This window comes from Streptomyces sp. NPDC048516, from assembly GCF_043199875.1.
Lineage (GTDB): Bacteria > Actinomycetota > Actinomycetes > Streptomycetales > Streptomycetaceae > Streptomyces.
On the sequence record NZ_JBICWS010000003.1, the window covers coordinates 228,987 to 244,218 of the forward strand.

The following is a 15,232-nucleotide window of genomic DNA, read 5'->3' on the forward strand; positions in this document are numbered from 1 at the left end:
TGAACGCACCCCCGACACAATGGCGCGGCACCCCCCGAACGCACCCCCCGACGCGATCCGGAAACACCCCCCTCCCGACGCGATCCGGAGCAGCGCGAAGCATCACGAAGCACCAAAGTCCTTAAGTCCTAATGTCAGGACGAAGTCTTGACACTCCCCGGGGCGGCAGAGAGGCTGTGCCCCACGACCCACCCCAGCGCCTCCCGGTCACCGCCGACCGGCGAGAGGAGAGCCGCAGCATGTCCGTTCCCCATGCCGCCCCGCCCGTCCTGGACCGCCTTCGCGTCGGTTCCGCACCCGACTCATGGGGAGTCTGGTTCCCCGCCGACGACCAGCAGGTGCCCTGGCAGCGCTTCCTGGACGAGGTAGCCGAAGCCGGCTACGAGTGGATCGAGCTCGGCCCCTACGGCTACCTGCCCACCGACCCCGCCGTCCTGCGCGACGAGATCACCCGCCGCAGCCTGCAGGTCTCGGCCGGCACGATCTTCACCTCGCTGCACCACGGCCCGTCCGTATGGGACAAGACCTGGGCGCACGTCTCCGAGGTCGCCACGCTCACCCAGGCAATGGGCGCGGGACACCTCGTCGTCATCCCGTCCTTCTGGCGGGACGACAAGACCGCCGAGGAGATCGAGCCGCGCGAGCTGACCGTGGAGCAGTGGAAGCACTTGACCACCGGCATGGAGCGGCTGGGCAAGCGCGTACGGGACGAGTTCGGGCTGGACATCGTCGTCCACCCGCACGCCGACACCCATATCGACACCGAGGAACACGTCGAGCGGTTCCTGCACGCCACCGACTCCGACCTGGTCAACCTCTGCCTGGACACCGGCCACTACGCCTACTGCGGCGGCGACAGCGTCAAGCTGATCCGCACCTACGGCGAGCGGATCGGCTACCTCCACCTCAAGCAGGTCGACCCGGACATCCTCGGCGAGGTCGTCGCCAAGGGCACCCCGTTCGGCCCGGCCGTCAAGCAGGGCGTGATGTGCGAACCGCCGCTAGGCGTGCCCGCGCTGCCGCCCGTCCTGCAGGCGGCCCAGGAGCTGAATGTCGACCTCTTCGCCATCGTCGAGCAGGACATGTACCCCTGCCCGCCCGACCAGCCGTTCCCCATCGCCGAGCGCACCCGCCGCTTCCTTCGCTCCTGCGGCGCCTGAGCCCTCCCCGCTGCGCGGCGCCTTGAGGTCGGACGGCTTGAGGTCGGACGGCTTGAGGTCGGACGGCTTGAGGTCGGACGGCTTGAGGCGTGCGCCCTCTGCAGGTATGTCTCGCATGCGTATGCCTCACGACGCCTCCTCACACCCCGGCAACGATTACGGAGAGTAATCAGTTCCCAGCGTACATCACACTCTGTAGCACGCAAGGAAACGTAAGGACTTGAGGACGACATGACTTCGCACGAAACGCTCGGCGTGGCGGTCATCGGCACCGGCCGGATGGGCGCCGACCACGTACGCCGGATCAATGAGGTGATCAGCGGTGCCCGGGTGGCGGCCGTGGTCGACATCGATGCGGACCGCATCAAGCACCTCGCCGACGGCATCGACGGGTGCACCCCCTACACCGACCCGGCCGCCGCCATGGACGACCCCGCGGTGGACGCCGTACTGATCTCCTCACCAGGGCCCGCACACGAGGCAGCGCTGCTGGACGCCTTCGCGCGCGATCTGCCCGTGCTGTGCGAAAAGCCGCTGACACCGGACGCGGCCTCCGCGCTGCGCGTCCTGGAGGCCGAGCAGGCGCTGGGGCACCGCCGCGTCCAGGTCGGTTTCATGCGCCGTTACGACGCCGACTACCGCACCCTCAAGTCCCTTCTGGAACAGGGCGCTTACGGCCGCCCGCTGATGCTGCACAACAAGCACCGCAACGCCGACACCCCGCCCGGCTTCACCAACGCGATGATGATCAATGACTCGGTGGTGCATGAGATCGATGTGACCCGCTGGCTCCTGGAGGAGGAGATCACCGCGGTCCGGGTGCTGCGCCCGGCCCCTACCGGCAATGCACCGGAGGGCCTCAGCGACCCGCAGCTGGTCCTCTTCGAGACCGCGGGCGGCCAGGTCGTGGACACCGAAATCTTCGTCAACTGCGGTTTCGGCTACCAGGTCAGCTGCGAGGCGGTCTGCGAGGGCGGCTCCGCCCGGATCGGTGACGACCACGGAGTGTTCAGCAATACATCAGGCCGCTGGGGTGGCACCATCACCCCCGGTTTCGTGGAGCGCTTCGAGGAGGCCTACGACCGGCAGGTGCAGCGCTGGGTGAACGCCACCCGGCGCGGCGAGGTAGAGGGCCCCAGCTGCTGGGACGGCTACGCCGCGGCCGCGGTGTGCGAGGCGGGCGTACGGGCCCAGTCCACCGGCGAGCGGGTGACCGTCGAACTGATCGAGCGGCCGTCGCTGTACCGCTGACGTGTGTCCCACCGAAAGGGCGCCCCACCGAAAAGGCCCGTTCCACGGAAAGGCCCGCCGCACCGAAAGGCCCCGCACCACCGAAAGGCCCCGCACCATGTACGTCGCTCCTGACGCCGACCCGCTCCGCACCGGCCTCATACCCACGCGCCCCTCGCCTGCCCGCCCCTTCACGGCCCCGTCGACGCTGACACCGATACCGACGCCGACGCCGACACCGGCCCTGACCCCGCCCCCGGCCCCGGCCGCCGGGTGGGCCGGCACGGCGTACCGGAGCTGAGGATGGCCGCTCCGACCAGCCAGATGGTGTCCGCCGGCCCGCGCGAGAACGTGCGGGCCCGCAGCGCCAAGCGCTTCATCGTCGGCATCGCTGCCATTGCCGCCCTCGGCGGCGCCCTGTTCGGCTACGACACCGGAGTGATCTCCGGCGCCCTCCCCTTCATGGAGAGCCATTTCGGCCTCACCTCTCTGGGCGAGGGCATCATCACCAGCGCGCTGCTGATCGGCGCGGCCTTCGGTTCGCTGATCGGCGGCCGGATGGCCGATACGCTGGGCCGGCGCAACTCCCTGCTGTGGGCGGGCTCCGTGTTCATCGGTGGTGCGCTGGCCGTCGCGCTCTCGCCGAGCGTTCCCTTCATGACGGTGGCGCGCTTCGTCCTCGGGCTCGCCGTCGGCAGCGCCTCCGTCATCACCCCGCTGTACCTGTCGGAGATCGCGCCCCCGCACATCCGCGGCCGGCTGGTCTCCTTCAATTCGCTGATGATCGTCAGCGGTCAGCTGCTCGCCTACCTCATCAACGCCGTGCTGGCGCACTGGGCGGCCTGGCGCTGGATGCTGGGCCTTGCGGCGCTGCCCGCCGTGGCACTGTTCGTCGGGCTGTTCTTCCTGCCCGACACGCCACGCTGGTACATCAGCAAGGGCCGGCCGGACGAGGCGGGCCGGGTGCTGCACCGTACGCTGCCCGCCGAGGACGTACCCGCCGAGCTTGCCCGTATCGGTCAGGCCCGCGCCCTGGAGGCCGACGCCCGGCGCGGCGCATGGCAGCAGCTGCGCACACCGTGGGTGCGGCGGCTGCTGCTGGTCGGCATCGGTCTGGCGACCGTCCAGCAGATCACCGGGGTCAACGCCGTCGTCTACTTCGCGCCCAAGATCCTGGCGTCGACCGGTCTGGGCACCGGCGCCTCGATCACCGCCACCATCGCGATCGGCGCGATCTCCGTCCTGGCCACGGCGATCGGGATGTCCCTGATCGACCGGGTCGGCCGCCGGCCCATGCTGCTTTCGGGTCTGGCCGGTATGGCCGTCTCGCTCGCCCTGCTCGGTGCCGCCTTCCGCCTGCCGCACTCCACCGCCGTCAGCGCCCTCGTGCTCGGTCTGATGGTTCTCTACATGGCGTTCATGCAGGCCACGCTCAACACGGGTGTCTGGCTGCTGCTCGCCGAGATGTTCCCGCTCAAGGTGCGCGGACTGGCCATGGGCGCAGCGGTGTTCATGATGTGGATGGTCAACTTCGGGGTCGCGCTCGCCTTCCCGCTGCTGCTCGACGCGGTCGGCGCCGGCACCACGTTCTGGTTCTTCGGCGTGATGTGTGTGCTGTCCCTGGTCTTCTGTAAGCGGTACGCACCGGAGACGAAGGGGCTCGCCCTGGAGGATCTGGAGCACGAGCTGCGCAAGGCGGCCACGAATGGGAGCCCCAGCGGGAACCCGGGCGGGACTCCCAACGGGAACCCGGGCGGGACTCCCAGCGGGAACCCGGGCGGGACTCCCAGCGGGAACCCGGGCGGGACTCCGGACCGGAGCTGACGGCGCCGGGTGCCAAGTGCCGAGGCGGTGCCGGAACCACGGACCGCTCTCCCGGCGTCAGAACGGGTGGAATCACATCCAACGGGGGAAACGGGGGAATTCGTGAATGCCCATGCTCTCAGCCAAGCCGTCAAGCGCACGGCCGTCCTGACCGCGACCGCGGGGCTGCTGACCGCCGGACTGCTCACCGGTGCGGCGTCCGCCGACAGTCCGGCAGGTGGCCGGCCCGGCACGCTGGCCGCCTGCGCCTACTACAACGGAACCGCTCTCACCGTCTACGGTCAGCGCGGCGACCGCGTCTCGCAGGTGCAGTGCCTGCTGGCGAACCGCCGCTATCTCCCCTGGGGAGATGTGACCGGGTACTTCGGCCCCAAGACCCTGGCCGCGGTGAAGAAGTTCCAGTCCCGGCATCATCTGACCGCCAACGGCAAGGTCGACAAGAAGACCTGGCGGGCGCTCTACGCCTGATCCGCCGCGCTCGGGCAGCAGGTCGGCCGGTCGGCCGTCCGTCCGTCCGTCAGAACCGCCGGTGTACGTGTGGCGGGCCGGTCCCCATCTGGGAACCGACCCGCCACACGACTGCTTCCGCCCCGCCCCTCGGCCGTTCGACCCGCTCACGGCTGTGTGCGCCGCCCCGGGCCCGGACGGGGCGCTTGTCAGGCGTCCGCCGCCGTTCCGAGCCGGCCCGTCCCCGTTCCGACCCGCTGCCGTTCCGAGCCGCCCCGCCCCGTACCGGACCGACCCGCCCCGTGCCCCCGGCGTTCCGGCCCGTCCCGCCCCCGTCACAGCCATCCGGCTCGGGTCACGGCTGTCACCGTTACGCGGGGTTTCCGTCACAGCCGATCAACAGCCCCTCCCTCATGGTTACTCGGTGTCGTTGTCCAGGCACAGGGTGAGTGATCACCAGGCCGTACGCAGCCCCCTGCCGGCTCCTTCGGGCCGACCCTGCGTACGGCGCTCAGGAGGTGGCAGAGATGACCGACCGCAAGCTCTGGTCGTACAAGGAGATCGCCGCGCACATCCAGGTGCAGCCGGACACCGTGCGCTCCTACCGCAAGCACGGACTGCTGCCCGAACCGGATCTGGTGGAGGGCGGGAAACCGTACTGGTTCGCCGACACGGTCAGAGCGTGGGTGGCGCAGCGGCCGGGCCAACGCGGCCGGCGCTGAGAGCCACCGGTACGGCCCCGGGCCCCCGCTCCCGGGCGACGCCGGGGCCCGGGCTGCACCCACCCGTCAGGCTCCCCCGGCTCTACGATCGAGGTATGCCCCGGACCTCCCCAGCAGCGGCACCCGCCCGGATCGCGGTGATCGGCGGCGGCGCGATCGGTGGCTACACCGCCGCCCTGGCGCGGTGGGCCGGGCTCGACGTCACGCTGTGCGTACGCAGCCCGCTGAACGGTCTGAGCATCGAGAGCGGCGGCACGGTCCGGCCCGCGGCGGTGCGTATCGTCACCGATCCGGCGCAGGTGGGGCCGGTCGACTGGGTACTGCTGACCACCAAGGCGCAGGACACCGCGGGCGCCGAGGGCTGGCTGCGGCGGCTGTGCGGCCGGGACACCGCGGTCGCGGTGCTGCAGAACGGCATCGGCCTGAAGGAGCGCGTCGCTCCGCTCGTTCCCCGGGGCACCCGCATCCTCCCCACCGTGGTCTACATCTCGGCGGAGCGCACCGCGCCCGGCCGGATCCTGCATCACGTCGCCAGTGAACTGCACGTTCCCGAGGGCCCGTTGGCGGACCGGTTCGCCGCCCTGCTGGACGGCAGCGAGCTGCGGGTGCATCGCGTGCCCGACTTCACCACGGCCGCCTGGCGCAAGTTGTTCACCAACCTCGCGGCCAATCCGATCACCGCTCTTCTCCAGCAGCGGACGGGGATCTTCGCCGACCCGGAGATGGCCGCGCTCACCCGCGATCTGCTGCGTGAGGCGGCTGTCGTCGCGCGCGCCGAAGGAGCGGACATCGGTGAAGCGGATATCTCCCGGACGCTTGAGCTGTACGCCACCGCTCCCCGGGACGGCGGCTCCTCGATGCTCTACGACCGCCTCGCGGGCCGCCCGCTGGAGCATGAGTTCATCACCGGCGCGGTGGTCAGGGCCGGTGAACGGCACGGCATCGCCACTCCGTTGAACGGGATGCTGCTGACCCTGCTACGGGCGGTGGACCGCGAACTGCGGGGCGCGACGGCGTAAGGCGGCGGGCGCGGGGCGGGGCGGACGGGCCCGGGCAAGATCGCGCGGGCGCCGGGCGGACGGGCGCGGGGCGGACGGGCTCCGGGCGGACGGGCGCCGGGCGGACGGGCGCGGGGCGGACGCGCGCGCGGGGCGGACGGCCGGGCAAGGACGCCCGGGCAAGGATGCCGGGCGTGGGTCAGACGGTCCGGGGTGGTGCCGTTGAGCCCCTGATCTCCAGTTCCGGGGGCACGAGTTGCTGCCCGGCCGGGGCATCCGGGCGCTCCATGCGGTCCAGGAGACAGCGCGCCGCCCGCCGGCCGACCTCGTGGCTGGCATTGTTCACCGAGTTGAGCCAGAGGTGGCGGATGCGGGCGAGGTAGGTGTTGTCGTAGCCGACGAGGGAGAGATCGGCGGGGACGTCCAGCCCCAGCTCCTGGGCGGCGGACAGTGCGCCGACGCCGGAGATGTCGTTGAACGCGAAGACGGCGGTGGGACGTTCGGGGGCAGGGTGTCCGGTGGCACGCGAGGGGTGGAGCAGCCGGACGGCCGCACGGTAGCCGCCCTCCTCGGTTCCGTCGCCGCTCTCCACGACGGCGCTCGCCGACAGGCCGTGGGAGCGTATGGCGGCCTCGAAGCCGCGGCGGCGCAGCTCGCCGACCTGCCCCGCTCCGGCGATATGGGCGATGCGGCGGTGGCCGAGGGCGATGAGGTGTTCGGTGGCGAGCCGGGCGCCGCGCTCATCGTCGTTGGCGACGAGGTCGACACGCGGCAGCCGCGGTTCGTGGTTGCCCGCGATGACGGTCGGCAGCCGCTCCGCGACCTCTGCGAGGCCGCCGGTGTCCGGGAGCGTGCCGACGATGACGATGCCGTCGACCCGCAGTTCCTGGAAGGTGTGGGCGAAGTCCTGGCCGGCCCGCCGGTCCAGCCGGGCGTCGATCATCAGCATCCGCAGACCGTGCGCCTGCAGCAGAGAGTTCAGACCGTCGAGCACTTCGACGAACCAGGGGTTGCGCATATCGTGCAGCAGCACGCCGACCGTGTGGGTACGGCGTGCGGCCAGACTGCGGGCCGCGGCGTTCGGCCGGTAGCCCAGCTCCTCGATCGCCGCCAGCACGGCCTGCCGCCTGGCCTCGCTGACCCGCGGTGAGCCCTGCAGCACGAGCGAGACCAGCGACTTGGAGACGCCCGCACGCTCGGCGACACCGCGGATCGTCGGATGCCGGTCCGCTCCCGGCCGCACGCCGAACCGCTCGCCGGGCTCTGCTCCGTCCCGCTCTCCGTCCTGCTCTCCGTCCTGCTCTCCGTCCCGCTCTCCGTCCTGCTCTCCGTCCCGCCCTCCGGGCTGTTCGCCGGATCTCCCGTCGGGGCGCTGATTGGACCGTTCCATATGCCGAGCCTCCCATCGGGCCAGTTCGGCGTCAATGCACCACCATGCGCCCCTGCAGAACGGTTGACATGCGGACATCAGGACATGCAGGGTGCCCGTGACAGCGATGATTGGACCGTTCCAAAGGGAGGGGACGGACGTACATACCCCCTTCTCCCACCTCGCCCTCCCCCCACCTAGCCCGCCCCCTCGCCCCCCTCGCCCCCTCCCCCGCCGCTCCCCCTCCCCTCCGCACCCCTCCTCATCCGCACCCTCCCCCCGGAAAGGAACCGAGGCATGCAGATCGGTCTGATCGGCACCGGGCGCATCGGCGCGTTCCATGCCCGCACCCTGCTGAGCGTCCCGGGCGTCACCGGCGTCGCCGTCGCGGATGCGGACACCGCACGTGCCGCGTCGCTGGCCGAGACCCTGGGCGTACGGTCCGCCGCGAGCATCGAGCAGATGTACGCGGACGGCCTCGACGGCGTAGTGATCACCGCCGCGACCAGCGCACACGCCACGCTGATCCACCAGGCCCTGGACGCCGGAGTGCCGGTGTTCTGCGAGAAGCCGGTCGCGCTGGACGTGCCCGGCACCGTCGGCGTGGTGGAGCGGGCGCAGACCGGCTCCGTGCCGGTACAGATCGGTTTCCAGCGCCGCTTCGACGCGGGTTACCGCGCCGCCCGCGAGGCGCTGCACTCCGGTGAGCTGGGCTGGCTGCACACCCTGCGGGCTTGCACCAGTGACCGGACGCCGCCGCCCGCCGGCTACATCCCCACCTCCGGCGGGCTGTTCCGGGACTGCAGCATCCATGACTTCGACATCCTGCGCTGGCTCACCGGCCGTGAGGTGGTCTCGGTCTACGCCCAGGGCGCCAACCGCGGCGCGTCCTTCTTCGCCGACGGCGATGACGTGGACACCTGCGCGGCGCTGCTGCGCTTCGACGACGACACCCTGGCCACCGTCACGGCGACCCGCTACAACGGCGCGGGGCACGACGTCCGGCTGGAGGTCTGCGGCTCCGAGGGCGCCCGCTTCGTCGGCCTCGACGACCGTGCGCCGCTGCCGTCCGCCGAGCCGAAGCTGTCGTGGCAGCAGGCGGCCGACCCGTACGCCACGTTCATGGAGCGCTTCCACGACGCGTACGTCACCGAGCTGGGTGTCTTCGTCGAGGTCGCGGCGGGGCGTGTGCAGAGCCCGTGCTCACCGGCGGAGGCCTTGGAGGCGCTGTATATCGCCGAGGCGTGTGAGCGTTCGAGGCGCACCGGTGAGCCGGTCGCCTTGGCGGCTGTCCGGGCCACCGCAGGTGATGTGGTCCCGCGCGACTGAGCGGTGACGGCCCCCGGGGCCGGTGTCCCGTCACCGGCGCCCCTTTCCCCCGCCGCCGCCCGAGGTCTCCGCGCGCACTCACCCCCGCGCTCACACCCGCACCCGCACTCATACCCGCCCCCGCAGCCGCACCCGCAGCGGAGCCGGCAATCGAGCCGGCAGATAAGCCGCCCCGCAAGCCACTCGATAAGTCACTCTGCGTAATCAACGTCATGTCTGCACTGTAGGCGCACCCACTGACAATCGCGCCGACACCGTGGACGAGGCCCGGCCGCCCCGCCCCTCGCCCCGGCCGCCGTCACCCCCTTCGGAGGTCCCGCCGCCCTCGCCCTCGCCGCTCTCCTCCGGAGGGTCGCGCAAGGTGCGGCGGCGGGCGGCCCACTGGATCGCGGCGCCGGCCGCGGCGACCGCGCAGGAGACGCCGAAGCCGACGCCGACGGCGTAGAGCGGGCGGCCGGTGGTGGCGGTGCCCACGTAGCCGAGGCCGACCGAGTACGTCGCCCAGGTCGCCTCGGCGAGGGCGGCGCCGAGCGCGTATTTGCGCACCGGGTAGCGCAGGACTCCGGATGCCAGGGCGCCGACGATCCGGCCGCTGGGCAGGAACCGTACGGCGATCACGAAGGGCAGGCCGTAGCGCTGGATGCGGCCTGAGGTCCATTCCAGCAGTGCCCGGCGGCGGGGGTTGCCGCGCATCCAGGTCCGTACGGGCTCCCCGAAGCGCCGTGCGGCGGCGTACATGAGGAGGTCCCCGAGCAGTGCGCTGCCGCCGACGGTCAGCAGGATGAGGGGGAGGAAGACCTCGCCCCGGGAGGCGAGTACTCCGGTCGTGACAAGGAGCGCCGAGTTGGGGATCAGCGGTGGCAGCGTGGTGAGCACCAGCAGGCCGTAGAGGGCGAGTACGTCCATACGGCCGCCTCCTCGGATCCGCCCCGAGCCCGATATCCCAAGGCTGACGCGTGGCGCGGCGTGCGGCAACGTGGTGGGGCGCGGGGCGACGGGGCGGTCACGCCCGGAAGCTGGATTGATACCCCCTAGGGGTATAAACTGCCGAGCGTCGGGAGGCATCGGGAGCATAGGCAGCAGTCGGAGTCAGCCACTCGCCGCGCCCGCGCCTCCCCGGCACGTGACACCGCACGGAACACCACGACCTGGCACCACACGGACCACACCGCGCCATACCGAAAACGCCACACAGCGCCATACCGAAAACGCCGGCGCCACACAGAACACATCGGCACCACAAGGAGAATCCCCCATGGCCGAGAACAGCCCCTGCTGCACCCCCGAAGGCTCCTGCCACTCCGGCGGCACCGACGTCCAGGTCGGCGAGGTGACCACCACGTACCGGGTCACCGGCATGACCTGCGGCCACTGCGAGGGGGCGGTGTCGTCCGAGATCGGCGAACTCGCCGGGGTGAGTGCGGTGCAGGCGGTCGCGGCCACCGGCCTGGTGACCGTCACCTCCAAGGCCCCGCTGGACGAGGACGCGGTACGGGCGGCCGTCGACGAGGCCGGCTACGAGCTCGTGGGGCAGGCGGCCTGACGCGCCTGGCGGCCTCCACGGTTGCCGGCAGCCCCGCGATCAGGAAACTTCACACGGCCCTTACAACCGACACAACACCCATACCCAGGGGCCTCGATCTCCAGATGGAGGCCCTTGACCGCATTCGCCCCCATATGCCAGGAGACCCAGATCACACTCTCCCGAACGTAACCATTGAGGGGGGTCGTGAGTCTAACCGGGCAAGTGCAGGCACCCCGGCGGGGCTTGCACTGCAACAGCCGTGCTGATCTTGGGGGATCGTGCACGGCTACGCGTGGCCGGGGCGACGTGCCCGGGGAGCTTTGAGCGGCCCTCCCGAATGTGCGCGTCCCGGCAGATCGCGGTGCAACCCGGAACGCCCGGACGGATCCCGTGGGGGGAATCCAACCGGGACAAGGGAAGCGCCCCGCGCTCTGGACCCGTGGGGGGATCCGGAGGCGGGGCGCTTCTTTTTTGCGTGCGGGGAGCCGGCCCCGGAAGGGTCAGCGCTCCTGGACCGGAACGAAGTCGCGCTCGACGACACCGGTGTAGATCTGCCGCGGGCGGCCGATGCGGGAGCCGGGCTCCTTGATCATCTCGTGCCACTGGGCGATCCAGCCGGGCAGCCGGCCGAGCGCGAAGAGCACGGTGAACATCTCGGTCGGGAAGCCCATGGCCCGGTAGATCAGGCCGGTGTAGAAGTCGACGTTCGGGTAGAGCTTGCGCTCGACGAAGTAGTCGTCGGAGAGCGCGTGCTCCTCCAGCTTGAGGGCGATGTCCAGCAGCTCGTCGGACTTGCCGAGAGCGGAGAGGACGTCGTGCGCCGCCGCCTTGATGATCTTCGCGCGGGGGTCGAAGTTCTTGTAGACGCGGTGCCCGAAGCCCATGAGCTTCACGCCGTCTTCCTTGTCCTTCACCTTGCGGATGAAGGAGTCGACGTCGCCGCCGCTGGCCTGGATGCCCTCCAGCATCTCCAGCACGGACTGGTTGGCGCCGCCGTGCAGGGGGCCCCACAGGGCGTTGATGCCGGCGGAGATCGAGGCGAAGAGGTTCGCCTGCGAGGAGCCGACCAGCCGGACCGTGGAGGTGGAGCAGTTCTGCTCGTGGTCGGCGTGCAGGATCAGCAGCTTGTCGAGGGCGCTGACCACCACCGGGTCGAGGTCGTAGTCCGCGGCGGGCACCGAGAAGGTCATGCGCAGGAAGTTCTCGACGTACCCGAGGTCGTTGCTCGGGTAGACGACCGGGTGGCCGACCGACTTCTTGAACGCGTAGGCCGCGATCGTCGGGAGCTTGGCCAGCAGCCGGATCGTGGAGATGTGGCGCTGCTGCTCGTCGAACGGGTTGTGGCTGTCCTGGTAGAAGGTCGACAGCGCGCTGACGACCGAGGACAGCATCGCCATCGGGTGGGCGTCCCGGGGGAAGCCGTCGTAGAAGCGCTTGACGTCCTCGTGGAGCAGGGTGTGGTAAGTGATGTCCTGCTTGAAGTTCGCCAGCTCATCGACGGTGGGCAGCTCACCGTGGATGAGGAGGTACGCGGTCTCGACGAACGTGCTGCGCTCTGCGAGCTGCTCGATCGGGTAGCCGCGGTAACGAAGAATCCCGTTCTCACCGTCGAGATAGGTGATCGCGGATTTATACGCCGCGGTGTTGCCGTAACCGGAGTCCAGGGTCACCAGACCGGTCTGGGCGCGAAGCTTCGAGATATCGAAGCCCTTGTCGCCAACGGTGCTGTCGACGACCGGGTAGCTGTATTCGCCGTCCCCGTAACGCAGTACTACAGAGTTGTCGCTCACGTCATCCCTCACCGACGTTGTGCCTCTTCTTCGAGGTGCCCTGACTGCCTATACCTTCCCCCATTTGGGCCTTGGTTGTGCACTCGGGGTCGGCCATAGGGCCTGTCTGCGGCACTCAGTGCCGTCTGAGTGCCCATCCTGCCCCCCTTCGCCCCGAATGGGAAAGAGGGGGGACCTCTCATATCGCACCGGCGAGCCGGTGATCGAGTGCCGTACACCGCCGACCGGCGGAGACCGTGCGGACGGCCTGCCCCAAGGCCTTGCGGGAGCCGACGAGCACCACCAAGCGCTTTGCCCGGGTCACGGCGGTATACAACAAATTGCGCTGCAGCATCATCCAGGCACTGGTGGTGACCGGAATCACCACCGCTGGATACTCACTACCCTGCGAGCGGTGGATCGTCACGGCGTAGGCGTGGGCGAGTTCGTCGAGTTCGTCGAAGTCGTAGGGAACCTCCTCGTCCTCGTCGGTGCGCACGGTCAGCCGCTGCTCGTCGGAGTCCAGGGCGGTGACCACGCCGACCGTGCCGTTGAACACGCCGTTGAGGCCTTTTTCGTAGTTGTTCCTGATCTGGGTGACCTTGTCGCCGACGCGGAAGACCCGGCCGCCGAAGCGGCGCTCGGGCAGGTCGGGACGGGCAGGGGTGACGGCCTGCTGGAGCAGGCCGTTCAGGGCGCCCGCACCGGCAGGGCCGCGGTGCATCGGGGTGAGCACCTGGACGTCCCGGCGCGGGTCGAGGCCGAACTTTTCCGGGATCCGGCGGGCCGCGACGTCCACCGCCAGCTGCCCGGCCCGCTCGGCGTCCTCCTCGGCGAACAGGAAGAAGTCCGTCAGCCCGGTGGTCAGGGGCGGGACGCCGGAGTTGATGCGGTGGGCGTTGGTGACCACCCCGGACTGCTGGGCCTGGCGGAAGATCCGGGTCAGCCGGACGGCGGGCACAGGCCCGGCCCGGTCGAGGAGATCGCGCAGCACCTCGCCCGCGCCCACCGACGGCAGCTGGTCGACGTCCCCGACCAGTAGCAGATGGGCGCCCGGCGGCACAGCCTTGACCAGCTTGTTCGCGAGCAGCAGATCCAGCATCGAGGCCTCGTCGACCACCACCAGATCGGCGTCCAGCGGCCGGTCCGCGTCATAGGCGGCGTCCCCGCCGGGCTTGAGTTCCAGGAGCCGGTGGACCGTGGAGGCCTCGGCGCCGGTCAGCTCCGAGAGCCGCTTGGCCGCCCGGCCCGTGGGCGCCGCCAGCACCACCTTGGCCTTCTTGGCGCGGGCCAGCTCGACGACGGAACGGACCGTGAAGGACTTGCCGCAGCCCGGACCGCCCGTGAGGACCGCCACCTTCCGGGTCAGCGCCAGCCGCACCGCCTGCTGCTGCTCGGGGGCCAGCTCGGCGCCCGTCCGCCGCATCAGCCAGGCCAGAGCCTTGTCCCAGTCGACGTCCCGGAACGCCGGCATCCGGTCCTCGTCCGTGCGCAGCAGCCGGGCCAGCCGGCCGGCCAGGGAGATCTCGGCGCGGTGGAAGGGCACCAGGTAGACGGCGGTGACCGGCGGCGCGCCGTCCCCGTCGCCCGGCACCTGCTCGCGGACCACGCCCTCCGGGTCCGCGGCCAGCTCGCCCAGGCACTCGATGACCAGGCCCGTGTCCACCTGGAGCAACTTCACCGCGTCGGCGATCAGTTGATCCTCGGGCAGGAAGCAGTGACCCTGGTCCGTGGACTGCGACAGCGCATACTGCAGGCCCGCCTTGACGCGGTCGGGGCTGTCGTGCGGAATGCCCACGGACTGCGCGATGCGGTCGGCGGTCAGGAAGCCGATGCCCCAGACGTCGGCGGCCAGGCGGTAGGGCTGGTTGCGGACGACGGAGATGGAGGCGTCGCCGTACTTCTTGTAGATCCGCACCGCGATGGAGGTGGACACGCCGACGCCCTGGAGGAAGACCATGACCTCCTTGATGGCCTTCTGCTCCTCCCAGGCGGCGGCGATCATCTTCGTGCGCTTGGGGCCCAGGCCCGGTACTTCCACCAGGCGTGCGGGAGCGGTCTCGATGACGTCGAGGGTGTCCGTGCCGAAGTGCTCGACGATGCGGTCGGCGATCCGCGGGCCGATGCCCTTGATCAGGCCGGAGCCAAGGTAGCGGCGGATGCCCTGGATGGTGGCGGGCAGGACGGTGGTGTAGTTCTCGACGGTGAACTGTTTGCCGAATTGGGGGTGGGAGCCCCAGCGGCCCTCCATGCGCAGCGATTCGCCCGGCTGCGCCCCGAGCAGCGCGCCGACGACGGTCAGCAGATCGCCCGCGCCACGGCCGGTGTCGACCCGCGCGACGGTATAGCCGTTCTCCTCGTTGGCGTAGGTGATCCGCTCCAGGACCCCTTCGATCACGGCTGCGTTGACCATGGACCGACCGTACCGCCGGGGTCTGACATCGCGCCGGGAGGCGGGACGCACGCGGATCGGGCCGGGTCCCCTCCGGACCGCCCTCCGGATCGCCGGATCCCTTCCGGAACACCAGGTCACCTCCGGAACGCCGGATCGCCGGATCCCTTCCGGAACAGCGGGTCACCTCCGGATCGCCGGATCGCCGGATCCCTTCCGGAACACCAGGTCACCTCCGGATCGCCGGATCGCCGGATCATTATCGAGGGGCCCGTCCGATGGTCGGGCCCCTCGATTCCCCCTCCACGCCGGCCCCCGGATCCCCCCCGGGCCCCTCCCCTTTCGGGACCAGCGTCAGCTATGACCTTTGTGGACGGCCAACGGTTGCGCACATCCGCTGAGTTATTTCTCCGGCACCCGCTGTGTGCTTTCCCTCGTCATCCGACCTCCGTCGGGAAGCGGTCCAC

At 70.5% G+C, this 15,232-nt stretch carries 12 protein-coding genes; 8 read left to right on the forward strand and 4 right to left on the reverse strand.

The features are described from left to right. Positions 1-239: 239 nt before the first annotated feature. From ACGFR7_RS08210 to ACGFR7_RS08235, 6 genes are all read left to right on the forward strand, one after another. Positions 240-1,160 (forward strand): sugar phosphate isomerase/epimerase family protein, encoded by a 921-nt coding sequence (locus ACGFR7_RS08210; RefSeq protein WP_393314693.1) that lies wholly within the window; start codon positions 240-242, stop codon positions 1,158-1,160. 231 nt (positions 1,161-1,391) lie between these two features. Then, a complete protein-coding gene (locus tag ACGFR7_RS08215; protein ID WP_393314696.1) occupies positions 1,392-2,411 on the forward strand; it encodes a Gfo/Idh/MocA family protein in 1,020 nt (339 codons plus the stop codon). A 282-nt stretch (positions 2,412-2,693) separates the two neighbouring features. Next, positions 2,694-4,214, forward strand: coding sequence for a sugar porter family MFS transporter (locus ACGFR7_RS08220; RefSeq protein ID WP_393314699.1), 1,521 nt, complete (start codon positions 2,694-2,696; stop codon positions 4,212-4,214). Between the two features lie 102 nt (positions 4,215-4,316). Then, positions 4,317-4,682: a peptidoglycan-binding protein gene (locus ACGFR7_RS08225; RefSeq protein ID WP_393314702.1), complete on the forward strand. Its 366-nt coding sequence runs from the start codon at positions 4,317-4,319 to the stop codon at positions 4,680-4,682. A 506-nt stretch (positions 4,683-5,188) separates the two neighbouring features. After that, a complete protein-coding gene (locus tag ACGFR7_RS08230) occupies positions 5,189-5,383 on the forward strand; it encodes an AlpA family transcriptional regulator (protein WP_086721239.1) in 195 nt (64 codons plus the stop codon). 95 nt (positions 5,384-5,478) lie between these two features. Continuing rightward, a complete protein-coding gene (locus ACGFR7_RS08235; RefSeq protein ID WP_393314705.1) occupies positions 5,479-6,402 on the forward strand; it encodes a 2-dehydropantoate 2-reductase in 924 nt (307 codons plus the stop codon). Positions 6,403-6,580: 178 nt separating this feature from the next. Here ACGFR7_RS08235 and ACGFR7_RS08240 read toward each other — a convergent pair whose 3' ends face one another. After that, positions 6,581-7,771 carry a LacI family DNA-binding transcriptional regulator gene (locus ACGFR7_RS08240; RefSeq protein WP_393314708.1) on the reverse strand — a complete coding sequence of 397 codons (1,191 nt, stop codon included), beginning with the start codon at positions 7,769-7,771 and terminating at the stop codon, positions 6,581-6,583. Between the two features lie 276 nt (positions 7,772-8,047). On the opposite strand from ACGFR7_RS08240, the gene ACGFR7_RS08245 reads away from it, so the two are divergent. Beyond that, positions 8,048-9,079: a Gfo/Idh/MocA family oxidoreductase gene (locus ACGFR7_RS08245; RefSeq protein ID WP_393314711.1), complete on the forward strand. Its 1,032-nt coding sequence runs from the start codon at positions 8,048-8,050 to the stop codon at positions 9,077-9,079. 210 nt (positions 9,080-9,289) lie between these two features. Here the strand turns inward: ACGFR7_RS08245 and ACGFR7_RS08250 are convergent, their stop codons facing one another. After that, positions 9,290-9,985 (reverse strand): DedA family protein, encoded by a 696-nt coding sequence (locus tag ACGFR7_RS08250; RefSeq protein WP_393314714.1) that lies wholly within the window; start codon positions 9,983-9,985, stop codon positions 9,290-9,292. 349 nt (positions 9,986-10,334) lie between these two features. Between ACGFR7_RS08250 and ACGFR7_RS08255 the strand changes: the two genes are divergently transcribed. Beyond that, positions 10,335-10,622, forward strand: a complete 288-nt coding sequence (locus ACGFR7_RS08255) for a heavy-metal-associated domain-containing protein (RefSeq protein ID WP_393314716.1) — start codon at positions 10,335-10,337, stop codon at positions 10,620-10,622. A gap of 482 nt (positions 10,623-11,104) precedes the next feature. Here ACGFR7_RS08255 and ACGFR7_RS08260 read toward each other — a convergent pair whose 3' ends face one another. Then, complete coding sequence (locus ACGFR7_RS08260; protein ID WP_393314719.1) at positions 11,105-12,394, reverse strand: citrate synthase; 1,290 nt, start codon at positions 12,392-12,394, stop codon at positions 11,105-11,107. Positions 12,395-12,572: 178 nt separating this feature from the next. Beyond that, positions 12,573-14,786 (reverse strand): ATP-dependent RecD-like DNA helicase, encoded by a 2,214-nt coding sequence (locus ACGFR7_RS08265; RefSeq protein ID WP_393314722.1) that lies wholly within the window; start codon positions 14,784-14,786, stop codon positions 12,573-12,575. Positions 14,787-15,232: the final 446 nt, after the last annotated feature.

Coding starts and splice junctions, on each gene's coding strand:
- ACGFR7_RS08210 (WP_393314693.1), top strand. CDS start 240: ATGTCCGTTCCCCATGCCGCCCCGCCCGTCCTGGACCGCCTTCGCGTC.
- ACGFR7_RS08250 (WP_393314714.1), bottom strand. CDS start 9,985: ATGGACGTACTCGCCCTCTACGGCCTGCTGGTGCTCACCACGCTGCCA.
- ACGFR7_RS08245 (WP_393314711.1), top strand. CDS start 8,048: ATGCAGATCGGTCTGATCGGCACCGGGCGCATCGGCGCGTTCCATGCC.
- ACGFR7_RS08220 (WP_393314699.1), top strand. CDS start 2,694: ATGGCCGCTCCGACCAGCCAGATGGTGTCCGCCGGCCCGCGCGAGAAC.
- ACGFR7_RS08255 (WP_393314716.1), top strand. CDS start 10,335: ATGGCCGAGAACAGCCCCTGCTGCACCCCCGAAGGCTCCTGCCACTCC.
- ACGFR7_RS08265 (WP_393314722.1), bottom strand. CDS start 14,786: ATGGTCAACGCAGCCGTGATCGAAGGGGTCCTGGAGCGGATCACCTAC.
- ACGFR7_RS08235 (WP_393314705.1), top strand. CDS start 5,479: ATGCCCCGGACCTCCCCAGCAGCGGCACCCGCCCGGATCGCGGTGATC.
- ACGFR7_RS08215 (WP_393314696.1), top strand. CDS start 1,392: ATGACTTCGCACGAAACGCTCGGCGTGGCGGTCATCGGCACCGGCCGG.
- ACGFR7_RS08240 (WP_393314708.1), bottom strand. CDS start 7,771: ATGGAACGGTCCAATCAGCGCCCCGACGGGAGATCCGGCGAACAGCCC.
- ACGFR7_RS08230 (WP_086721239.1), top strand. CDS start 5,189: ATGACCGACCGCAAGCTCTGGTCGTACAAGGAGATCGCCGCGCACATC.